2 protein-coding genes are annotated in these 4502 nt (G+C 61.4%); both read left to right on the top strand.

Annotation, left to right across the window (positions count from 1 at the left end):
• Positions 1-650: 650 nt before the first annotated feature.
• Entirely contained in the window at positions 651-3869 is a 3219-nt protein-coding gene (locus tag HX815_RS16605; protein WP_177028594.1) for a type III effector HrpK domain-containing protein, read from the top strand.
• Between the two features lie 72 nt (positions 3870-3941).
• Positions 3942-4394, top strand: a complete 453-nt coding sequence (locus tag HX815_RS16610; protein WP_177028595.1) for a winged helix-turn-helix domain-containing protein — start codon at positions 3942-3944, stop codon at positions 4392-4394.
• The last annotated feature ends 108 nt before the right edge of the window (positions 4395-4502 follow it).

Consider the following 4502-nt stretch of genomic DNA (forward strand, 5'->3'; position numbering starts at 1 on the left):
CTTCTCGATGGCCATGTTGAAAGTTGCTTCCATCTTCGCGATAGCGTCGTCGGCGCCGCCTGCACTTACTGGTGGAGTAGTAGCCATGTTCAATCTCCTTGCATCGATAGGGAAGTTAAGCCGCATGCAAACCGAAACAAACTCCCAGCGTCAGACAGTGAGTTGGCCATGCAGCCGTCGGTTTGCATGGGAACCATACTACTCACGAACAAAACGCCTTCGCTGTGAAAGCTTGTGAAACGTTCATGGCAGGTGCTGTGAAAAATCCGGCTCAACGTGCCGTTGAGAAAATCTCATCGCCGCGCGGGCGTGGAACTTTTGTTAAAAAACCAATACACGACGAGACCCAATGTTTACGGGGGCACAACCTGAAAAACGAACCAACTCGAACAATTTACGAGCCCGTTACCCCTGGGTAAAAACGTTGATCACTCAACAATTCCAGAAAATAAATCCGACAACTTCACACTTTTAACTAATAGCCATTTGCCCAACTTTGCAGATATTTCAATTTGTAACAAAACCGACTTGATCATCGCGTTTGATAGCTCGGCGCGGGTTAACCCAATAACACTTCGCAACTTTCGCCCGCCCCAGTTAGTGCACTTGCACTAAATATCGACTGATATAAAACAACTTCCAGGTGATCTATGACTGCGATCCCGAATGGCCTTGACCCTGCCGACAACAAAGGCCCGGATGGCTCCCGGAGCACGTTCGAAAAAGCCCTGTTCACCGCCGTCGACAAGCCGGTATTCGACCCCTCGAAAATCCGCGGGCCGTCCATTCCGCTGCCGTACCAGAACGTGCAGGCACCGGTGAACAACAGCATCACCTACACCCCGCTGGGCAGCGACAAACCGGTGACCCTCAAGCAGATCGACAACCCCAGGCTGTTTGAGCAATTGGTCAACCAGTACAACGCACAGCGAAGCGACGCGACCCTTGAGAAGAATCTGGCCGACAGCAAAGGCGCCGGCTACAAGGAGGCAGACGCCAGCACCGTGGCGCCTGGCCTGGGCAACTACAAGGCGATCGGCAGTACCACCGAATTGGGCCCCGGACTGATCCGCTACGAGACCAGTGCCGGCGACAAAATCGTGGTCAGCCAGAAGGAAACACCCGCGCTGTTCGCCCAGGTCAGCGGCGACTCGGCCAAGCTCTTTGCGATCAATGCCAGCCAGGCCGAGGGCTACCGCCTGGCCGGCCCCATGGAAACCATGGACCCGGCAGCGAATATCGGCCCGCCCGAAGAAGTCGGCCCGGGCCTGATTCGCTATACCACGGCGTCGGGCGACAAGGTGATCGTGTCCCAGGACATCACCCCCGCGCTGTACGACCAGGTCGCCAAACTGTATGCCGGCAGCACCGGCGCGGCGGGCGCCTCGGACACGTCCTGGATCGACACCTCATCGTTTGGCGTGTCGGGTGCCAAGGACTGGGACACCATCACCGGCAACACCAGCGGCACGCCGACCAAGGAAGAACTCGACCTGAACCGGCCCAAGGCGGCCGCGCAATTGCTCTCGCAAAACTGGGACGCCTGGGGCCTGCATGGCGCGCCGATCGACTTCGCCAACCCACCCACGACACTCCCCCCCGAGGCTCAGGCCGTACTCAAGTACGTGGCCAGCAGCCCGAGCCTGATGGCCGCGCTGGATACCGGCGGGCGTGGCAAGGCCGACAATGTGATCACCCATTCCGATGTCGACCATTTCATCGACAACGCCGGCAAGGACCTCGGCGCCGCGTCGAAATCCTATGGCAGTTTCCTCGGCAGCAAACCCGGTGACCTGGCCAAGGCGAATGCCAAGTCGGCGGCAATCCTGATGGCCAACGAGAGCCTGGCCGCTGGCGCAGGTCCGGCGATGCGCCCCGGTGACGCCAACCAGCGCAGCAACGACGGCATGCTGCGCAGCGACAACCTGCAAGCCTTGGGCAGCGATTCGGCCCTGAGCACCGAGCTGACCGGCGCGGCGGCCATGTGGTCCAGACCCGGGATGTTCCACGCCCTGGAAACCGGCGGCGACAACCCCGCCACCGGCAAGTCGGACGGCATCGGCACCCGCGACAACATCGGCGCCTGGCTCGAAAAACAGGCGCCGAAAACCGACAGCGACACCCTGACCTTCCTCGACGGTGCCGCCACCCGCGATGCGGTCGCAGGCGTCGACACCTCGGGCCTGACCGCCGACATCCTGGCCAACCCGCAGAACTACAGCGGCGAACAGAAAGCCGCGGTGCTGGTGCAGTTGACCGATGCACAAACCCGCCTGCTGGTCAGCGACTACGTGCCCCACGCCGGGTTGATGGACAAGTACACCTCGCCCCACTACGGCCTGAACCCCAACGAAGACAAAATCAAGGCACAGCTGCAAAGCGGCATCGAAACCCTCTCGGCCGACCCGGACGTGCAAGGCTTCCTGCAAAACAATCGCGGCCCGGCACTGGCCGACATCGTCGACAGCAACCCGGCGATGAAAGTCGCGATGCAGAACTACTACACCGACGACATCGAGACCGGCAAAAACCTTAACGACAACCTCAACGCCAAGGACCAGAACGGCAAGCAGATCGACATGGGCATGGGCCTGCAAAACGCGGCCAACGATACGACCATCGCCAACCTGGCGCTGGGGGGCAACGGCCATGTGGACCTGACCGGCATCGCCGACAAGGCCGGGCAAAGCGACAACATCCAGCAGTACTACAAAAACCAACTGGTGACCGGCAAGGCCTTTACCGACGCGGTGGCCGGCGGCATGGACCCGACCGTGGCGGCCAGCAGCTTCGCCGCCAGCACGGCCTCGGCCCAGGCCTTCCTCGGTGACAAGGCCTCGGCGGATGACGCCGCCACCTTGCAGGTGAATTTCAACGAAGACCTTGGCGACGCCCTGCTCGGCGGCGCCACCACCGACACCCTGAACATCACCTTGGGGGACGGCAAGGGCAACTTCGACGAAGCCAAGGTCACTGCCGCGATCAACGACGCCCAGCAAAAAGACCCAGAGATGTTCGTCACCTCGGATGGCGGCAAGATCGACCCGGCGCAAGTGGTGTCGATGCTGCGTTCGGTATGGGACATCGGACGCCAGGGCAACAAGATCGCCGACGCACTGCCCAAGGCCATCGAAGGCATGAAGTTCGGCGACGTCAGCCCGGCATTCAAGCAAGGCCTGCTGCACATCGGCAGTGCGGTGTTGATGAGCGGCGTGCTGATGGCCCGTTCGGCCAGCGGCAGCAACACGCCGGTGGCGGACGCGAACCGGGTATCCGCCGGGCTGCAATTTGCCGGGCTGTTGATGGAGGGCGGCACCAAATACGCCAAGGAAGCGGGTTACGGTATCACCTGGGTCAACCGCCCGGATGGCGGCACCATTGGTGATTTCCCCGGCAAGGTACCGGTGGGCAAGGGCCCGCTGAGCCCGCAGCAAATCGCCAACCTCGGCGCGGCCGGCAAGATTATCGGCTCGGCGGGCGGGATTATCGGCGGTGTCATCGGGGTGATTGGCGGTGTCGACTCGTTGAAAAAAGGCGACTACCTGAGCGGCAGTTTCTCGGTGGCCACCGGCGTGCTGGGTACGGGTGCGGCGGTGGCCGGGTTGGTGGAAGCCGGGGCCGGGTTGTACGGGGCCACGGAAATCGGCGCGGTGGCCGGGACCATCAGCGGGATCCTCGGCGGGGCTACGGCGATCCTTGGCGGGATCGGCAGCGCGTTCCTGCCCTTCGCCCTGGCTGATGCCCATGGCAAGGCGCAGGACGCGTTCTATGGCCAGCTTGCGCCGGTGCTCAAGCAATACGGCTTGACTGGCGGGCCTACGGAGCCGGGTGATTATCCTGAAGACCCGATCCCGGCGATCAACACCTGACCTTCCCTTGCAGCCTTGCGCGAAGGGAGCCGCGCGGGGTTGTGTTTTTGAACATGCACAAAGGTTAATCACATGACGTATTCACACCGCGGCCACCTTGAAGACAGCGCTATTGAAATCCACTTTGGCCCTTATCAACTGCTGCCCCGACGTCATCTGCTGCTGAAAAACGGTGAGCCGGTGAGCCTGGGCAGTCGGGCCCTGACGTTGCTGATTGCCCTCGCTTCGCGGCCTGGTGAGCTGTTGGAGAAGACCCAATTGCTGGACATCGCCTGGCCACGGTTGGTGGTGGAAGAGTGCAACCTGCGGGCGCAGATCAAGGCGATCCGGCGGGCGTTGGGGGATGATGATTCGGTGTATATCGCGACGGCGACGGGCCAGGGGTATCGGTTTGTTGCGCCGACCTGGGTTGAGCGTGGGGCGCAGAAAAAGCCGGTGGTGTTGGGGGTTTATAGTTGTCGGCGTTGTTTGGGGGATGAGGTGAGGCCGATGCGCGGCGTGCGGCAGGAGAGGCTTAACAGTTGAGGGGGGGATTTGGATCGGGGGCATATCCATTATTTGGGTGATGGCTTATATCGGTTCCGCTCTTACAGCGGCTCACTTTTGAACAGCGCAAAAGTAAGCAAAACGCTC

Source organism: Pseudomonas sp. E6002, from assembly GCF_013385565.1.
GTDB lineage: Bacteria > Pseudomonadota > Gammaproteobacteria > Pseudomonadales > Pseudomonadaceae > Aquipseudomonas.

Coding starts and splice junctions, on each gene's coding strand:
- HX815_RS16605 (WP_177028594.1), top strand. CDS start 651: ATGACTGCGATCCCGAATGGCCTTGACCCTGCCGACAACAAAGGCCCG.
- HX815_RS16610 (WP_177028595.1), top strand. CDS start 3,942: ATGACGTATTCACACCGCGGCCACCTTGAAGACAGCGCTATTGAAATC.